The sequence below is a fragment of the Rickettsia bellii RML369-C genome (assembly GCF_000012385.1).
In the GTDB taxonomy this organism is placed as follows: domain Bacteria; phylum Pseudomonadota; class Alphaproteobacteria; order Rickettsiales; family Rickettsiaceae; genus Rickettsia; species Rickettsia bellii.
Genome location: NC_007940.1, coordinates 342,934 through 360,188 on the forward strand (window position 1 = coordinate 342,934; position 17,255 = coordinate 360,188).

The window sequence follows — 17,255 nt, forward strand, 5'->3', positions numbered from 1 at the left end:
ATTATATTAAATGTGAATTTATAAAATCTTTCTCAGGTATTAGTGGTTCGCCTCTAAAATTTATAGCATTATTAAATTTATTGCAACAAGTTATAAAATTTTTATCACATCCTAATATAATTTTTACTTCTCTAGCACCCTTAGCATAATCAGGTATAACGTCTTCTAATATAAACAAATCACCGAAACTACTTAAAACTTTACTACTAAAATTATTATCACAAAATATAATTTGACCACCGTTATAATAGCCATTTTCTTTATCTAAATTTTCTATTCTTAAACTTTCTTTTAGAATTTCTTTAATCTTATATACTCCGCTATATAAGGTTTTATCTACTTTGCATTTATTATCTCCAAAACTCACTCTGCATGTTTTACTATATCTATTAATTATAGTTTGGTTATATTTTATTGTTTCAGGCTTTAAGTGCATTTTAAAGTTCAAATCATATTTTGTGTATAAAGTGCAATAATATGTAATAAAATGCTCAAAAACGCCATTATTATGTAATATTATTTTAACAGCAGCATTATTTAAATCCATTTCTGCCGTAATGCCTTTTTCTTCAAAAATACCCTCAATAATTACTTGATTTTGTGCTGAATCGTTAAATTCTGCTTCTTTTAGCTCCAAACCAGAATTAGGTAAAAAAATTATATCTTCATTTTTTATAATATGATCGCTACCCGTTAGATTTAATTCCTTACCATTTGCTAACTTAATTTGAAAGCAATAAGCAAAATTTTCTAACTTTGTAATTATCTTTTTAATTAAAATACTCATACTATTACTTCCATCAATTCTATATCTGATAACTCTATAGAGCCATCACTACAATAAGAATACTCAAAGCTATCTACAATAAATCTAACTGCTACATCGAAAACAAAATCTGCTGTTAAAATTTCATCCTGATTTAGAGGATTTGGTAAAGTTATAGCCCCGTCATTATAATCTATTATTCCCATAGTTCTGACATTATTAATATATAATGTAACACTATTATTAACAGGCTTAGTAATTACTCTTTCATATGGCAAAATAGGATCGGCATATATTTTCTTTAGCTGAAATTTATTTAAGTTACCATTCCCTTTTGCAATAATCCCTTCAGTCACTTTATAATCAGCATAGTCTCTAAATCTAAAAGCAAAGTTACTACCCCGCCTTGCTTTGAAGAAACTATTAAATTGCTCAAATTCAGCTGCACTTAGTTTAGCGTTTTTAATTAAATATTTCTGACAAACATTTTTGCGGTCTAAATGCCTTGCTTCTCTACCGGATTTAGTCATAACATGAGAGGTAGCAAATTCAGGCTTTCCAACCGCAAAGCTCTCGATAAATTCCGGCATACGGATATCATGAAAATTCATAAAATACCTAAATTTATATGTGTGATGTCATCCTTGTGTAAGGTTTGCTGCATGGCTCGAAAAGCACGCTTGGTGTCATCCCGTGGCTCGTCCACGGGATCCAGTACTTAAAAAATATAAATATGAAAAGCTCGATTTATCTCGCTTTATACTGGACCCCGTGGTCAAGCCACGGGGTGACAGAGGAAAATGATCCACGCAACAATACAAATAACACCGAAAGCGTTTTTCGATCCACACGGGCAAGCCTCACGCGGGAACAACATTAACATCTTTATTATATTTATCTAAATTACTTACAAGATCACTTAGAGCATTGGAAAAATCATCAAAAATTTCTATGACTTTTTCAGAATTTTCTAAATCATCTGAGAATTCTCTTATGTCTATAAACTTAAACCATCTTGTTGGATCTGAAATCAAACCACTAACCGCTGCTTCACGAAATACATCCTTTAAAATATAAGGGGTTTTACCGGATTTTTCACAAAAGTGTTTCATTGTTTTCCAAGCTAATTCATAAGAAAATTCAAAAGCCTGAATACTGCCTGCCTTATTCTGCTCAGTATCTAAATGTTTACGGAATTCTTCAAATTTATTCCTTGATTTTAATAGGCTACTTATATCTAGCCCTGCGATTAAATGCATTTTATCCTCCTATTTTTTGCTTCATCTCCAATGTCACCCCGTGGCTTGTCCACGGGGTCCAGCTAAAAATACTAATATTAGTATTTTTATTTATTTTATTAGATGCCGTGATCAAGTCACGGCATGACATAAAGGACTTTTCAACAATGTCTGGTAATTCATTACTAATTTGTTACTCACTAAATCTTTACTAGCTTGGAACTCGATTTTATTGGCTTTTATTCCTGCAACATTTTCAAATGAATGATGCTTTATTTTATCCTCTATTTCACTTGCAAGCTTTAATGCCATATTACGATTCTTATCATTAGTAAAAATACATATTTCAAACTCTAACTGCACTATATTTTGTACTCTAGTTGATATATCATTAACATTTAATATATTAATAAGTAAAAATGGATATTTTGCATCCTGAACTATTGAAAAATATATCCTATTAACTTTAGTTTTTATATCATTATCGTTTATAAGTAATTTATACAAACTTAATTGAAAATTATAGATAAAATCATGATACATATTCCAGTGCTATAATATTTAAAAATTTGCCTTTTTCTTCAACATTAATAACTCGCTTAATCTCAAATTCTCGCTCTTTAAATATAATACGCATTTTGGTCGTAATATTTTTGATAAATCTTATTTTAAATAAAAAATACCCTTCCGTTATTACATGCCCAAAGCTTATATTCTCTAATGCTAAAAATTTATTATCACATAAAGGTATAATCTCAGCATAAACGGTGAGCTTTTCTATCCATCTATCTTCTTCCATAGGCTCTAGCGTAATATTTTCTAAGAACTTAATCTGATGCCTAAAATTTCTTATAGCTGTTTTTTGCATATTTCAACCCCTCACATTCTTATATTTCTGTAAGGTAAATACAGGTTTTTCACCTCCTTAGAGAGACCTACGCAATTTTGTGCTTGCCGGTCATACATCTCGGCTATATGCAGCATAATTCCGTGCTTTATGGCATGCGGAATATTATCTTTATCGTAACCGCTTATATATTCCACTGTAAGCTCTTCATTATTTAAGGATTTAGTCAAAGCTAAAATATTTTGATCTATTACATAATCATCGAGAGTTATTTCATTTTCCTGATCTTTAAATTTTTTTGTTACTTTTAATATTCTAAGCACAGGATTATATTTTAATAAAAATTCTCTTTTGCCATAAATATTGCAAACAAATTTTATTTGTTTAGATATGAAATTCAGCTTAGTAAAATTTTCAGCTGCTGTTATCGCTGCGTCAATCAAACCTAATATCAAATCATCATATCATAATTTGCTTCCACCCGCATGTAATTTTTGACCTGTTCTAAACTCCACACTTCTTGCGGAAATATCTTAGTAATCTGAAAATTATTTTTTTTGAACATAATGTATTTACCTGTGCATACTTTCTTAATTAAAAACTCCTATCTTTAATAGCCTCTGGGTTAACCACATCCCCCCCCAACTCTTTTCACCGCATAAAATTTAACAAAAGGCTTTTCGGTGTAGGGATCACGCATGATATTAATACCGCTTCTATCTACTATTTTGTAGCCTGATTTAAAGTCACCTATTGCAATAGCTGCTGTATCTTTATCAACTGGTTTCATGTTGGAGCTACAAACCACGGGAATACCGAATATAGTTTGCTTAAAGGACTCGGAAAGAGATTGCTGCCAGATAAAACGCCCTTGATTATCTTTAAGTTTCTGCACTTCTGATAGGGTAGCCCTGTTCATTAGCAGCGTGGCATTGGCTAAATATTCCTCTTTGAGAGAATTTATAAAATCTAATAAGTTATCTGTTGTAATTTTATTACCCATTTTAACTTTTTCGATTTTATCATGATCAGGTGACAAGATACCCCTCGGTTTTTTTACCCCATCACCATTTATAAACGCCTCATTTTCTGCTTTGACAAAGCTATCTCGTAATCTCTCACTTAGCCAAGTTTCTATTTTAATAGTTGCATCATCAAGTAGAGCTTGGCTAGCTTTCGGCTGGGCATATAACTCATGAACAAATATTCGTTGTTGCTTTAATTTTGCTGCATTTGTTTCATCTCTTGCTTCTACTTCACCAATCCAGCCACTATTAAATTTGCCATCTTCGCTTATTATATCAAGGGCATTTGTAGAGATTGTTTCAATTGAAGCGAGTTGCCTCATAGGCGATCTGGCATTTACTTCTGTAATGATACTATTATACAGGGTTTGTAATATTAAAAATCCGCCTGCTTCAGCACCGCTATTTAAAGATGATTTTTGGGTAAAGCTATTTTCTTCACCTTTACGGACATAATTAATAAAAGCTGTTTTTTGTTCTTGATCTTCGATATTTATATTATTTGGTCTTTCTAAAATATTTTGGATATTATGGACTTTTTCTTGTAATTCAGTGATTTGATTCGAATACTCCGTATTACTCTCTACCTCTTGTCCTTTAGTGATATATAAAATCTTAGCACTTTGATTAGCAGGAAAAGTAACAATACTTATTTCTAACAGATCAGCTTCGGTAATTACTCTTTGTTTTGCATCATTAAAAACCGAATTTTTTATATAAAAGCCGATCGATAAACCATCTATCGCACCTTGCTTTATTAACTCTATTGCTTCACGACCAGCTTTAACCTTATTATTTATCACTGCCTCCATTTTTAAACCGTGATCATCTTCTATAAGATGACTTATAATCCCGATAGGTTTTTTGCTATCATGCTGCCAGAGAAATTTTATATTTTGATAAACAACATTCGCAAAAGCCCCTTTAACTATTAAATCATTATGATGATCAGCAATGTTATAGACACTTGCATAGCCGGTAATTACTACTTCACTATTAGTTGAGGATTTTATTTCTATATTGTCAAAAGTTTGATTGCTGTAGATTATTTTTTTCATATATTTTTACCTATTCTTTATTGTCACCCTATGGCTTGTATCTGCTAGGTCTATTAAAAGTTGCAGTTCTGAAGCTAAAAATACTATAACTGAAAAAATGTTAGCACTAAGAGCTGATATAAAAATAAAATAATTTTTGACTAATCAATAAACCTTCTTTATTATTTCCCACAAGTAAACTTTCAAATAAATGCCGGTTATGAACAAAAATATAAAACTATTTTTTGCAGCAATTTTTATCGTATTCAGTGTAGGAAATAATATTATTTTGGCTGACGATTATCCCAAAAGCGAACAAGAACAGAAATGGGATGAAGTAGGTTCAATAGCTGGGGAAGAAGGACTAGTTTTTAGACCAGGTAGAATTAAAAATGAATCTACTAAAGCAGCTGGTTGCTCAATTAATAAATATCTATGGCAAGCATCAATAAACACTCTAAGTTTTATTCCTCTTGCATCAGCTGACTCAAATGGTGGCGTTATCATTACAGAATGGTATAGCCCTCCCGCTACACCCAATTTTCGTTTTAAAATAAACATATTTATTAAGGATGATGTGATACATCCAGACGCAATTGAAGTAAAAGTATTTGAAGAAGTGCTGAAGAATAAACAATGGGTAATGAATGAAAATACTTCGAATCTTGCTATCACACTTGAAGACAAAATTCTAAGAAAAGCAAGGGAAATATATATTAATAGTGCGAAATGATATGTCATTCCCACTCCTGTCATCCCGTGATTTATTCACGGGATCCAGTTAAAAATACTAATAAAATTAGTATTTTTTATTATTTTCTGGATACCGTGGACAAGCCACGGTATGACATCGAGGCGTTTTTCGATCCACACAGAATGACATACATACCAAAAGAAATAAAAAAACATGAATATCGAACAGAAATGGCAACAAATTTGGCAAGAAGAAAAAGCCTTTGAAGTACCAAATGAAAGCAGCAAACCTAAATATTATGTTTTAGAGATGCTACCTTACCCATCCGGTAAGATTCACGTAGGTCACGTACGTAATTACTCTATAGGCGATGTAGTTGCTAGATTTATGACCATGCAAGGCTTTAACGTACTTCATCCTATGGGCTGGGACTCTTTCGGCTTGCCGGCAGAAAATGCAGCAATAAAAAACAACTCTCACCCAAAAGAGTGGACTTATTCGAATATCGAGAATATGAAAAAGCAGCTGAAATCGATGGGCTTTTCTTATGATTGGTCTAGAGAAATAAATAGTTGCGACCCTGATTATTATAAACATGAGCAAAAATTCTTCTTAGAGCTTTATGAAAGAAATCTTGCTTATCAAAAAGAATCTCTTGTTAACTGGGATCCGGTTGATAATACTGTACTTGCAAACGAACAGGTTGTTGATGGGCGTGGTTGGCGTTCAGGTGCGATAGTTGAAAAGCGTTATTTAAAGCAATGGTTCTTAAAAATCACGAATTATGCTGAAGAGTTATTGAATGAGATTCCAAATTTAACGGAGTGGCCTGAAGCAGTCCGCTCTATGCAAGAAAAATGGATCGGTAAATCTGTAGGTGCTAACTTTCGTTTCAAAATTAAAGATAATGAAGATGTTATAGAGGTTTTCTCAACAAAGCCTGAAACTATTTTTGGAGCTAGCTTTGTTGGTATTGCTTTTAACCATCCAATAATAGAAAAATTAGTTTCTAAAACTCCTGAAATAGAAAATTTTATCGCTAAATGCTCTAATATAACCGGCTCTGCTGAATTTGACAAAGCTGAGAAAGAGGGAATATTTACCGGTCTTTACGTTGTTCATCCTTTTGACTCAAATATAACTTTACCTGTTGTTATTACTAATTTCGTGTTGATGGATTACGGCACAGGTGCAGTTTTTGGCTGTCCTGCTCATGATCAACGTGACCATGAGTTAGCTGTTAAAATAAATTTACCTATAAAGCAGGTAATTGAAGCAGATACTGATGTGCAGAAAGCTGCTTATACTGAAGATGGAATAATTATTAATTCTGGTTTTCTAAATGGCTTATCTACTAATGAAGCTAAGCAAAGAGTCATAGAAGAATTTGAGAAATTAGGCATAGGCAAACGCACAATAAATTATCGCCTGAAAGATTGGGGGATCTCAAGACAACGTTTTTGGGGCTGTCCTATCCCTATAATTCATTGTGATTCTTGCGGTTTAGTACCTGTACCTGACTCGGATTTACCGGTTACGCTACCTGATGACGTGAAATTTGATGGTCATGGCAATCCTTTAGACAATCACCCAACTTGGAAGCATGTTAACTGTCCAAAATGTAGCAAGCCTGCTATTCGTGAGACCGATACTTTTGATACATTCTTTGAATCTTCTTGGTATTTCACAAGATATTGTAATAGCCAAGCTCTAGAAATGACTGATAAAAAAGCTTGCGATTATTGGTTGCCAGTTGATAAATATATTGGCGGCATTGAACATGCGGTAATGCATTTATTATATGCAAGATTTTTTACTAAGGTAATGAATGAGCAGGATTATGTTAGCGTCCGTGAACCTTTTAAAGGATTATTCACGCAAGGTATGGTGCTGCACGCTACTTATAAAGACGAGCATAATAATTGGCTATATCCTGAAGAAGTAATTAAAAAAGGTAATGAATTTTTCCATAAAGAAAATGGCGGTTTGGTTACACAAGGTCGCATCGAGAAAATGAGTAAATCCAAAAAGAACCTCATTGATCTTGAAACTATGCAACAGCAATATGGTGCAGATGCAATAAGATTTTTCGTATTATCTGACAGCCCACCGGAAAAAGATTTAGAATGGTCAGCAAGCGGTATTGAGGGGAGTGCACGTTTTATCAATAAACTTGAACAGATGCAAGAAACGATAATAAAGCTTTCAGATAATAAAAATACTAATAAAGAATTAAAGAGGTTAATCCATTTCACTATCAAGCATGTTGCTGAGGATATAAAACATTTTGCTTTAAATAGAGCAATAGCACGTATGCGTGAACTTTTTAATGCTATATCGAGCGAGATAAATAAAGAAGAAATTGACGTGCAGAACGCAAAACACGGCTTTAATGTATTAATTCAGCTATTAAATCCATTCATCCCGCATATTACAGAAGAAATTTGGCAAAAGCTTGGTCATAAAACATTTTTATATAATGCGGCATTTCCTACTTTTGATGAATCGATGCTAGAGCTAGACACATATGTTATAGCAGTTCAGGTTAACGGCAAACTTCGTGATACTTATGAGTTTAATACATCCGCAAGTGAAGATGAAATAAAGCAAATTGCTATTAACTTACCGAAAGTTCAAAAATTTTTAGAAGGCAAAGAGCCTAAAAAAATTATTCTTGTTCCTAAAAAGATCATAAATATTATTTGTTGAAGATTTTCATCACGCAACTCCTGTCATCCCGTAACTTGATCACGGGATGACATCTTATAATAACCTAACAAATTGTCATATTTTACCTAAATATTAAACTATCCATAAACATTGTGACAAAAATGTTATAAAAAAATGTTGCTTTCTTTTAGATTCGGCATTAACGTATATATTTATGTCAACATTTTAGGGTAAGTCATAATGTCACTGATAGATGTTTTAATAGTAGACGATGAAGAAGATATACGGAATATCATTGCTGCAATTTTAAAGGATGAGGGTTTTAATCCTAAAGTTGCAGCTAATAGTACGCAAGCTCTTAAAATACTTGCTGAAAAGCCAGTATCTGCGGTGATACTTGATATTTGGCTTCAAGGAAGTGAGATGGATGGTCTTGGTATCTTAGAGGTGATTAAAAAACGCTACCCTTTAATGCCAGTAATAATTATTAGTGGTCATGGTACAATAGAGACAGCAGTAAATGCTATAAAAATGGGAGCTTACGACTATATAGAAAAACCTTTTAATAATGATAAGCTAGTTATTTTACTCAAAAGAGCTTGTGAAGTTACAAAGCTAAAACGTGAGAATATAGATTTAAAATCAAAAGTTATAGATAAGACTGAGCTAGTAGGCAACTCCACTATTACTTTAAAATATAAAGCAGAAATAGACAAAGCGGCAAGCTCCAGTAGTCGTATTATGATTCATGGTAAAGTAGGTAGTGGTAAAGAGTTAACAGCAAGGTTAATTCATAAAAAATCAAAGAGAGTTAATAATCTATTCATTATTTTCAGCCCTACATGCATGACTTTAGAGAAAATCAATCAAGAGTTATTCGGTGAAGCAGAAAAACAAGAAAGCAATAATAACAGTAACAAACGACCTACTATTTTAGAGTTTGCTAATAACGGCACTTTATATATAGACGAAGTTAGTAATATCCCAGTTCCAATTCAAATAAAATTATTAAAATTTTTAAAAGATCATACTATTAAAAAACCTTGTGGGAAAATTGTCAAAGTTGACATAAAAATCATCACTGGCACTTCTAAAAATATTCAAGAAGAGGTTAATAATGGTAGGTTTTTAGAAGATTTATATTATCGCCTAAATGTATCGTCATTAAAAGTACCATCATTATTTGAGAGAAAAGAAGATATACCACTGCTAGTCAAATATTTTGTTAAACAACTTTCAAAATTCTCAGGTTTAAAGGAACGTGTTTTTGCTGATGAAACTATTGCTGCACTTCAATCTTACGAATGGCCTGGTAATATTAGACAATTACGCAACGTTGTTGAGTGGACTTTAATTATGAATCCTATCACTTCAGGAAATAATGAAATCATTAAACCCTATATGATACCTTCAGAGATTCTAGCAAACAGCGTTAATTTAACTAAACTTGAAGATAGCTTTGATATGCTATCTATGCCCCTTAGAGAAGCTAGAGAAGTTTTTGAACGCCAATATCTATCAGCACAAATGAGTCGTTTTAATAATAATATCTTGAAAACATCTTCATTTGTCGGTATGGAGCGATCAGCATTGCATCGTAAATTAAAACTATTAAGCTTGCATATACCTCCGACAGGCAGAATAAACGAGGAGGAATATGAAGAAGCAAACGCCTAACCTACTTCTAGTATTTACTTTTTCGCTATTCTTAACTAACTGCTCTGAACCTACACGTGATGCGAATGGTTTACTAACTGATAACCAAAGTACTGTAATTAGGAATTACATAATATCACAAAATGCTAAAAACCTTAAAGTTAACCTTAAAGGACAATTTGGTTCAAATCTAAGAGGATTAAAACTAATTGGAGTAAAATTAATAGACGAAGATTTATCAGAGGTAGATTTAACTTCATGCGAAATATTACGTGCTGATTTTACTGGAGCTAATTTACAAAAAGCTATCTTAACAAATGCTATCATACAAGAAAGTAATTTTGCAAATGGGACAATACAAAATGTTTCAGGGTATAACTCTGACTTCCAAGGCTCTATTTTTGATAATATTACTCTGCAAGATATAAATTTTGTTCAGGCAAATTTTAGTAATACTGCTTTTAGTAAAACTACTATTAAAAATGTAAATTTTGAAAATGCTAAGCTTGAAAATATATTATGGAATAACAATACTCTTGATGGGGTTAATTTTCAAAAAGCCGTTCTTAAAAGCAATAGTTTTAAAAATACTAATATAGAAAATTCAATATTTTATGGTGCAGATTTAGAGGGGAGTATCATAAATAATACTAATTTTACTAATAATTATTTTGAATCTAGCGACTTAAGTAGAGCGAAATTAACTGCCGTAATAATTAAGGATTCTAATTTTACACAAAGTATATTTAATGAGATAAATTTTAACAATGTACAGGCTAATAACTCTATTTTTTCTTATACTACTTTTCAAGGTTCAACCCTGCAAAATATCAGTATAGTTAAATGTGATTTACAAAGTAGTGTAATTAGCGGCTCTACTTTAACTCAGTTTAAAGTAGATACTAGCTTATTAAATAATGTAAGCCTAAATGATATTAAGTTTAATAATTTATCGATAAAAAATAGTAACGCTAATTTTGCAAGGCTTAATAAAATGGCTGGGGTAAATATTACTTTCAACAATTTAAGTTGGACTAATAATATCTTTAGCAATAATGATGTTAAGCAGTTCACAGTAATTAATACCGACTTAAATAATAGTGAATTATCAAACTCAAATATAAGCAATAGTCAGTTTAGTAATGTAAATTTTTCTAAAACATTAATGCAAAACGTAAATTTTTCGGATGTAAAAATTACTTCAGGAAATTTAAATCAGATAGCTTTAATAGGATCTAATTTAACAAATATTACATTTAACAATTCTTCTTTCTATAATTCGCAAATAAATAACAGCCACTATATGAATTCGACTTTTGTTAATACTAACTTTGCAAGCAATATCATTTTAAATAGTGAAGATTTTAGTAAATTTCCTTCAAATACAGTAATCACTTCTGTAAAGGATTTACAAAAAACTACTAATCTAGCAAATATGAATTTAGCAAATTTTGATTTAAGTAATTTAATATTTAACGCAGTTAATTTTTCTGGTGCTATTTTTAAAAATGCTAATTTAACAAATACAGCGATTCAAAACTCTACTATGGAGAAAGCCGATTTTTCTAATGCAATAGTTAATAAAACAGACTTTTCAAACTCTACATTAACGGATAGTATATTTAAATCGGCTAAAATTGATCAAGCTAATTTTACTGGTAGTAACTTAACTAATACCGACTTTACTGAGGCAGAAATTAAAAATACTCAGCTTGATAAGGCTACAACTACCGGAGTAAAGGGAATAGATAATTCTAATTGATAGAATGAAGAATTAGAATTTTACCTATACAAATAGGTAAATTAAAATTGTATCTTTTGTTGTGTGGATCATTTTCCCCTGTCATCCCGTAATTTATGAACTAGAGCCAGTTAGAAATACTAATAAAATAAGTATTTTTAATTATTTTTCCTGGATTGCCGTGATCATTTCATTCGCATAGCTCAGACGATTTGAAAACCTAATAAAAACTGTCCGGTATTATTAAAAATCCGTTAAAATCGATAGAAAGAAGTATTAACTGTTAAAAAACCTCTTGATTTTCAGCTTATCTTCTTTAGATAAGTCGGGCTTAAACCTGTATATGTCCTTTTTATTTGAGCTTTCGGGTTTGTATTTAAATTCACCTTTAGTGGTTTTAACTGTAGCTATTTGATCTGAATAATCGAAACCTTTAGGCAAGCTAACCTCAATGAGTTTATTACCATTTCTAAGCCCTGCTTTATAAGCATTGCTTTCTATATCAATACCTTTGATTATTCCCTCATCAAACGATGTTTTAATATCAAAACCTAAATCACAAAATGGTATTTTTATTTTTTCAATTGGTAAAACATTCATTAAATCACTCAAATCTATAGTATTACCTTGCTCTATATATTCATCTATTCCTTTTGGAATATAATTTTTAATGATCTGTTTAAAATAATCTATAGAAAATTCTTTTTGCTTTGTTGTTTTAAATAAATCAAGCATAACATTATCTAATGATTTGCTTTTATTATTTTCTTTAATAAGGTTATTTAAATAAACTGCAAAAACAAATCCACGATAATAAGGCAATTTACTTACGGCGTAATTTCTCCAAGAATCTTCTTCAATTTTGCTATTAGGTTCATTTATTACTGGTGATAAATAATAATCCTTAAAAAATTGGTTAAATTCTTCTACAAATTCTTCCACAGTTATAACTCCAGAACGCAAAGTCAAAACTCTAGAATAATAATCAGTAAATCCTTCGCTCCACCAATAATTTAAATCTGAAGTATTACGTATTTTCTTACCTATCCAATTATGCAAATGCTCATGAGCAAGTAAAGTCGTATAATCCTGCTTATATTCAAACCTTGTGGAATAAAAGCGGTAAAACTATGAGTTAAGGCTATGCCGCCCATATGCATTGGTTGATCGCCCTCAACTAAACTTATTAAATAATATGGAAAATCATTATCATGAAAAAATGCTCGCTGATCTTTAATAATTTTATCTGTATAATAAGCTATTTCTTGGTCTTTCAGATCAAATTGACCATACATTGATAAATAAACTGGATTTTTTTGATCTACTATTTTATAAAGCCTTAAATCCCCTGCCGCATAAATAGCATTAAATAGCTCATCTTGTTTAGCTTTAAATTTTATATTTTTACTAAGGCCATAATCGGATATAGTTTGCCAAGCTTTGGGAATATTATTCCACTCAACATTATATTCTACTATATCCTCTTTCTTTAGATCTTTAGGAGTAGCAAAAAGTCCCCAACCGGTTGAATGGATTAAATTTTGTCTAATTATTGTTTCATGAACATCTAAAGGGTTACTGGCTTTTTGGTATATCTCATAGCTAAAGCGAATGGTGTTAATTTTTCCTATATTAAAAATAGCTTCATTAGAGTTTTGATTTCTAAATTTTAATTTCCCGATCGGATATTCTAGCTTAACATTTTTGATTTGCTGATAGTAAGAAGCACTAGCCCAAGCATATGGTAAATCTAAAATAACTTCACCGTCGATATCGCCTATTATTTCCGTTTCAACCTTGATAGCAGAAACAGGACGATCATTTAAAGGGGTTATTTTATAATTTATCTGCCGATAAGTATTTGCTAGTACCAGAGTTGGAATTAGAATTATAGATATTATTAAAAATTTTTTTATTAGATTCATTTACGAAACTCATAGACCTAGTTAGCAAACCACGAGGTGATAGGGGAAAATGATCCACGCAAGCAATGCCGTCATGGGGTGAAAATGGTTAAGATTGATCCATATAACAACCTTTAAGCATAATGACAGATTTAGCATGTTAAGAACTACCTAACAATAATTTCAAATCCTTTAAGTGAGCTATTGAAGATATGAAATCATGAGTTAAATTTTCTGACTTGGAACAAATAATATTATTAAACCCAAGCTTTAAAGCTTCTTTTATCCTTGCTTCCGCTTTGGCAGTTTTTCTTATTTCACCTGATAGGCTTATTTCACCAAAAAATACGCTATGCTCCGGTAGAGGCTTATTTGTAGCTGCGGAAATAAGGCTAGCTGCTACCGCTAAATCCGATGCAGGTTCGTTTATTTTAAGTCCGCCCGCAATACTTAAATATACTTCATAATTGGCAAGATTTAGTCCTATTCTGCTACTTAATACCGCAAGTATCATTGATAACCTGTTAACGTCCCAGCCGACAGCAGAGCGTCTAGGCGTTACCATATTTGACGGCACTATTAAAGCCTGCACTTCCATTAGCAGAGGTCTTGAACCTTCGATTCCGGCAAAAATTGCCGTACCTATTACATTCTGCTCTCGCTTCATTAAAAATAATTCGGATGGGTTAGTGACCTCAATAAGCCCGCTACTGCTCATTTCAAACACTCCTATTTCCCCAACTCCGCCAAAACGATTTTTATAAGAGCGTAAAATACGGAAATGGTTATTATGATCGCCCTCGAAATATAGTACAGTATCAACTAAATGCTCAAGCAATTTAGGACCTGCTAACTGCCCATCTTTGGTTACGTGACAGCTAAGTAGAATAATGATATTATTTTGCTTGGCATAATTAACAAGCTCATGAGCACATGTACGAATTTGGGAAACAGTACCAGGAGGGGAGGTTAATTCTCGTGTTGCGATTGTTTGAATAGAGTCAATAACCACTAAATCGATATTACCTTTATTCGCCTCAAGGCTTGCTATAATATCTTCTAAATTATTAGCAGCTAAAATATTTGTTTTATCATTAACTAAATCTAGTCTTAAAGCTCTTAGCTTTATCTGATCAAGCGACTCTTCACCTGTTATATATAAACATTTTACTTTTGAAGCAAAACTGCCGGCAACTAGCTGCAACAATAAGGTAGATTTTCCAATACCAGGATCGCCACCTATTAATATAGCAGAGCCAAGCACAAGCCCACCGCCTAGTACCCTATCTAACTCGCCAATTGGCGTAGAAATACGCACTTGATCCGTTACATTACTAGATAATTGTTCGAAATCTTGTTTACTTCCTATTTTGGCAATATTCTTATTTGAAATTACTTTTTCTTCAATAATACTACCCCATACCCCACAATCAAAGCACTGCCCCGACCATTTAGGGCTAGTATTCCCACAATTAGAACAAATATAGTGCTTTTTCTCTTTGGTCATGTTATTTCTCATCAAGTAAAAATAATATAGTCAATTAAGAAAATAATTTCAATTTAAGAATTTATAAACGCTAGTATAGGATAAGATTTTAAAAAACCTTATCCTATATTCATTCGTATTATAAAGATTGGGTTAATGCAGTTGAATTTAATTATAAGCTGTAAGAAGAAGCATCCTTATTATGTAGTGATTCACCGTAACTTTCTGCTTCTGATGCTCCTAAAATTGATACTCCATCATTTATAGGAGTTTTAGCTTCATCTTCTCTAGAAATTTCTAGAAAACTAAATATTTCTTTTTGCTTAGTATCCATGTTTTTATGAGAAAGTAGCATTTTAACTATCTCAGGTCTATTACTCTTGACCGCTCCATGTAAAGGAGTCTCTCCTTGGTTATCTTTTTCATTTACATCAATTTCTTCACGAAGAAGTAGCATTTCAATTATCTTATGGTTGTAACTACGTATAGCTTTATGTAAAGTAGTATCTCCATATTTATCTTTTTCATTGACATTAATATTTTCATAGGAAAGTAACATTTCAACTATTTCAGGGTTATTACTCTTGATAGCTAGATGTAAAGGAGAATTTCCTCCTAAATCTTTTGTATTAACTTCAAGATTTTTATAAGAAGTTAGGAATTTAACTACCTCACTTTTTCCCTGATCAATAGCTGCATGTAAAAGTGTATTACCATTTTTATCTTCTGCGTTAATATCAAACTCTTCAAGATTTATTAGATATCTGAATATGTCTTCATCAAAATTAACTATTACTTTATTATCTACAGATCTAGAATAGAAATCTATTTTTTCTTCCATTAATGTTCGTATGATATCATTTTTATCAAAAAATGTAGCTATAGGAAAAATCTCTTTTCCTAACTCTGTAACGTTTATAAATTGTATAAGATCATCTAATATAAATTCTATGAGTTCATATATTGTACTATCTTGACTTTCATGCAATCCCAATAATATCTTACTTAATTCCTTGATAGTTACTTAAATTTTTGGTATCTTTTTCAAAGAATGCAGCTATTAGTTCTAACTCTTTTTTATCAAAATTATCTATTTTGCCAAGCTCAATAAGTTTTCTTAAAGTTAAAGGACAGATACCTGCAATAACGCATTCTATAAGTTTAAAATTAGATTTTATATCTATCTCATTTATTTTATATAATTCTCTGCTTTCTATGTAGTTTATATCAATAAAGCTAATTTGTTTGTCACTAAGCAGTTTTAAAATATTATCTTTTAATAAATCCACTGATTTTTCGTCTGGTATATCCATTAAATCTTTTAATCCTTGTAAAGGCTTATCAGGATAAAAATTACGAGCTGCTTCAAATAGCTTTTTTACCAAAGAAACTCCATCATCATCAGTCATATGACTATGCTCTGCTAAGGTGCATAGTAAGTCATAATTACTTAAATAAGGTTCTATTTCTTCTTTTGTCACTATTCCTTCTTTTACTAATTTATGTTCTTCAACATTAGTTACCTCTTTTCTTCCTCTTAAATTACTTTGCTGTTTTTGTAAGTTTTGAAAGTTTTGTTTGTTAAGATCTTGAAGAGAGGTTTTATACTCATTAATTAAAGCTTTTTTTTCTTCAATAGAAGTAATTTGATTTAACTTATTTAAATATTTTTTTTCTAATTCAGTACTTGAACCTATATTTTCTAGAATTTCACTTTCTATCAATTCTGCAGTTTGTTTACATATTTTTTTTTGCTCTTCTTGATTAAAAGCTTGCCTTTTCTTTTGTTCTGCTAGTAATTGATTAATTTCTGTAATTTCTTCATCTATTTCTGGGTAATTGTCTTTTGTTTGAATTGAGTCGTTGCTTGATATTTGCTCTGCAATATGTTTAATAGCCTCTTTTTGTTTATCATATTCTAGTGGATATATATCTTGTATTATTGATTCTAAATTTCCTTCAATTATAGAATAAAGTTCTTTAGCTGGTAATAAGTTAACTTTTGCTTCCATATTAATACTTTATTAAAATTTTTAATGTATTTTAATAAATAATTATTAATTTGTCAATAATTTGTGTTGAGTAAATTAAAGGATATCGTTTAAAAGTGCTGTTACGTGAATTAGCTCAGCTAATGTTACCCCGTGGCTTGACCTATAGTACCGGACTGTTTTAAAAAAGTGTTATATTT

At 31.3% G+C, this 17,255-nt stretch carries 16 protein-coding genes; 4 read left to right on the forward strand and 12 right to left on the reverse strand.

Features of this window, described 5'->3' with window-relative positions:
• Nucleotide 1: 1 nt before the first annotated feature.
• From RBE_RS01545 to RBE_RS01575, 7 genes are all read right to left on the reverse strand, one after another.
• The gene (locus tag RBE_RS01545; protein WP_011476995.1) at nucleotides 2-787 is read right to left on the reverse strand and encodes a DUF2163 domain-containing protein; all 786 of its coding nucleotides are present in this window, start codon (nucleotides 785-787) and stop codon (nucleotides 2-4) included.
• Nucleotides 784-1,377: a phage distal tail protein, Rcc01695 family gene (locus RBE_RS01550; RefSeq protein ID WP_011476996.1), complete on the reverse strand. Its 594-nt coding sequence runs from the start codon at nucleotides 1,375-1,377 to the stop codon at nucleotides 784-786. The genes RBE_RS01545 and RBE_RS01550 overlap by 4 nt, the downstream gene beginning before the upstream one ends.
• Nucleotides 1,378-1,626: 249 nt before the next feature.
• Complete coding sequence (locus RBE_RS01555) at nucleotides 1,627-2,025, reverse strand: HI0074 family nucleotidyltransferase substrate-binding subunit (protein ID WP_011476997.1); 399 nt, start codon at nucleotides 2,023-2,025, stop codon at nucleotides 1,627-1,629.
• A 111-nt stretch (nucleotides 2,026-2,136) separates the two neighbouring features.
• Complete coding sequence (locus tag RBE_RS01560; RefSeq protein ID WP_228368750.1) at nucleotides 2,137-2,511, reverse strand: hypothetical protein; 375 nt, start codon at nucleotides 2,509-2,511, stop codon at nucleotides 2,137-2,139.
• Between the two features lie 25 nt (nucleotides 2,512-2,536).
• The gene (locus tag RBE_RS01565; RefSeq protein ID WP_011476999.1) at nucleotides 2,537-2,872 is read right to left on the reverse strand and encodes a phage head closure protein; all 336 of its coding nucleotides are present in this window, start codon (nucleotides 2,870-2,872) and stop codon (nucleotides 2,537-2,539) included.
• Nucleotides 2,873-2,883: 11 nt separating this feature from the next.
• The gene (locus tag RBE_RS07470) at nucleotides 2,884-3,294 is read right to left on the reverse strand and encodes a phage gp6-like head-tail connector protein (RefSeq protein WP_228368751.1); all 411 of its coding nucleotides are present in this window, start codon (nucleotides 3,292-3,294) and stop codon (nucleotides 2,884-2,886) included.
• 182 nt (nucleotides 3,295-3,476) lie between these two features.
• A complete protein-coding gene (locus RBE_RS01575) occupies nucleotides 3,477-4,934 on the reverse strand; it encodes a phage major capsid protein (RefSeq protein WP_011477001.1) in 1,458 nt (485 codons plus the stop codon).
• A 199-nt stretch (nucleotides 4,935-5,133) separates the two neighbouring features.
• On the opposite strand from RBE_RS01575, the gene RBE_RS01580 reads away from it, so the two are divergent.
• The 4 genes from RBE_RS01580 to RBE_RS01595 all read left to right on the forward strand — a co-directional run bounded on the left by RBE_RS01580 (nucleotide 5,134) and on the right by RBE_RS01595 (nucleotide 11,695).
• Nucleotides 5,134-5,646, forward strand: coding sequence for a DUF3576 domain-containing protein (locus RBE_RS01580; RefSeq protein ID WP_011477002.1), 513 nt, complete (start codon nucleotides 5,134-5,136; stop codon nucleotides 5,644-5,646).
• Nucleotides 5,647-5,820: 174 nt separating this feature from the next.
• Nucleotides 5,821-8,316 (forward strand): leucine--tRNA ligase, encoded by a 2,496-nt coding sequence (gene leuS / locus RBE_RS01585; RefSeq protein ID WP_011477003.1) that lies wholly within the window; start codon nucleotides 5,821-5,823, stop codon nucleotides 8,314-8,316.
• A 201-nt stretch (nucleotides 8,317-8,517) separates the two neighbouring features.
• A complete protein-coding gene (locus tag RBE_RS01590; protein WP_011477004.1) occupies nucleotides 8,518-9,954 on the forward strand; it encodes a sigma-54-dependent transcriptional regulator in 1,437 nt (478 codons plus the stop codon).
• Complete coding sequence (locus RBE_RS01595; protein ID WP_011477005.1) at nucleotides 9,935-11,695, forward strand: pentapeptide repeat-containing protein; 1,761 nt, start codon at nucleotides 9,935-9,937, stop codon at nucleotides 11,693-11,695. The genes RBE_RS01590 and RBE_RS01595 overlap by 20 nt, the downstream gene beginning before the upstream one ends.
• Nucleotides 11,696-11,950: 255 nt before the next feature.
• Here the strand turns inward: RBE_RS01595 and RBE_RS08335 are convergent, their stop codons facing one another.
• The 5 genes from RBE_RS08335 to RBE_RS07480 all read right to left on the reverse strand — a co-directional run bounded on the left by RBE_RS08335 (nucleotide 11,951) and on the right by RBE_RS07480 (nucleotide 17,076).
• The gene (locus tag RBE_RS08335) at nucleotides 11,951-12,733 is read right to left on the reverse strand and encodes a hypothetical protein (protein WP_011477006.1); all 783 of its coding nucleotides are present in this window, start codon (nucleotides 12,731-12,733) and stop codon (nucleotides 11,951-11,953) included.
• The gene (locus tag RBE_RS08340; protein WP_011477007.1) at nucleotides 12,718-13,599 is read right to left on the reverse strand and encodes a hypothetical protein; all 882 of its coding nucleotides are present in this window, start codon (nucleotides 13,597-13,599) and stop codon (nucleotides 12,718-12,720) included. Before RBE_RS08340 ends, RBE_RS08335 begins: the two co-directional genes overlap by 16 nt.
• Nucleotides 13,600-13,738: 139 nt before the next feature.
• A complete protein-coding gene (gene radA / locus RBE_RS01610; RefSeq protein WP_011477008.1) occupies nucleotides 13,739-15,085 on the reverse strand; it encodes a DNA repair protein RadA in 1,347 nt (448 codons plus the stop codon).
• Between the two features lie 151 nt (nucleotides 15,086-15,236).
• On the reverse strand, nucleotides 15,237-16,058 hold the full coding sequence (locus tag RBE_RS07475) for an ankyrin repeat domain-containing protein (protein WP_011477009.1): 822 nt from the start codon (nucleotides 16,056-16,058) through the stop codon (nucleotides 15,237-15,239).
• A gap of 7 nt (nucleotides 16,059-16,065) precedes the next feature.
• The gene (locus RBE_RS07480) at nucleotides 16,066-17,076 is read right to left on the reverse strand and encodes a hypothetical protein (RefSeq protein WP_011477010.1); all 1,011 of its coding nucleotides are present in this window, start codon (nucleotides 17,074-17,076) and stop codon (nucleotides 16,066-16,068) included.
• Nucleotides 17,077-17,255 lie beyond the last annotated feature (179 nt).